We start from the raw sequence: 1,374 nt of genomic DNA, 5'->3' as shown, positions 1-1,374 counted from the left end.
CAACGTCATCACGATCCAGCAACAAGGATGCTTGGCGGACGGTGTTGGAGCTCGTGGAGCAAGACAAACGCCTTCAAGTTGCACACCCTTGTGGGCAGCTTCAGCTTGCCTTGGTTGCATACGCTGCTGTCGGCGTGAGTTCCTCCGGAGTTGAGCAGATGTTTAGTAAGACGGCTCTGAAGTTTAATGGCAGGATGGGCCGATGCAACGATGCCAATGAAGAGTCATTCCTTCGAGTCTGCATGGACTTGCCGGATCGGGATGTTGCAGCCACGTTGGAGGCCGCCCAACAGTTGTGGGCCAAGGCATTTGGTGTGGCAAGGTGCTCGCAGCGGAAACCTCGCTTCGACAAAGGGGTCAAGAGAAAGCTTCCACCCTCCGGAGACGCCGAGAGTGCCTTTGTCAAACGGCGCCGTGCAGCATCCAGCGCAGCTGCGTCCAGCTTGGCTCCGTGGGCCAAAAATGTTGCCATCGAACAGTTGTCTCGGCCAGTTGCGCCTGCTGGGTCTTGGACAGTTGGGCACTCAGCCGAGCTCGCCTTCTTGAACGCCAAGCGGCACACCAAGGCTGTCGACGCCCAGGCCGAGAACACGCTGCTTCCTGCAGAGTCCACTCAGCAATTGCGGCAAGACGCAATCGAAAAGACTCGCAAACGGGTCGCCGACCAGCGCGCGCGCGAGCGCAAGGCAAGCAGAGTCCAGTCAGCCACTCATGGAGTGACGCCCCAGGACGTCCTCAGGACGATCCGGGGCAAAAGGGCGTGCGCCCACCCAGAATGCCGGCAGTTCGCAGGCATTGGGCAGGCTGTTGTCGCCAAAGGCCTGAGAAGCGCACGCCTTTCAGAAGCAGATGTCTTCATTGTTGTTACGCCCGGGCATGCCAACGCCAAGGTCATGTTTGCTTCTGCTCTAAGAGGGGCTTACCAGATCTCCCCAAGGCTCTTGGTGCATGGGCAAGGTACGGCAGTGAAGATGGTGCCGCAGTCGCACCTCCCGAAGGTGTTGTTTGTCAGCAATGCCTTCGTCGGCGCGCACAAGGATGTTGTCACGCTTGTGCGTCGGTTGGCCGTCAACATCCCGAACTGCAAGTGGGGAGTGCAGCACGCAGGGTGGGGTGACTTGAAGGCCAAGGTGTCACAGTCGGACTTGTACGTTGTCGTGTGCCCGGGCGTAGTTGGTCAAGGGCAGTTCACCGGGCTCAAGCAGAGTTGCACGTTGGGCGATTTGATCGCAATGGTCTGCAAGGTTGATGGTGAGACGTCTGCGTCGGGACTTGTTTAATTCAGGCGTGGTGGGTTCGGCCAGGAATTGGTTGGGGGAAGTTGAGGTCGGCTGGAGTTAGGGAGGCTTCTTTCGGCCATCATGCGCGCCTTGG

Annotated in this window: 1 protein-coding gene; it reads left to right on the top strand. The window is 58.9% G+C overall.

Annotation, left to right across the window (positions count from 1 at the left end):
* The coding region (locus ABWQ00_RS15945; RefSeq protein ID WP_353239639.1) for a hypothetical protein at positions 1 to 1,280 on the top strand (1,280 nt) is incomplete at its 5' end.
* Positions 1,281 to 1,374: the final 94 nt, after the last annotated feature.

The sequence above is a fragment of the Limnohabitans sp. genome (assembly GCF_040400975.1).
GTDB lineage: Bacteria > Pseudomonadota > Gammaproteobacteria > Burkholderiales > Burkholderiaceae_C > Limnohabitans_A.
The sequence above is the reverse complement of the archived record's forward strand: the minus strand, read 5'-3'. Positions and strand labels throughout refer to the sequence as shown.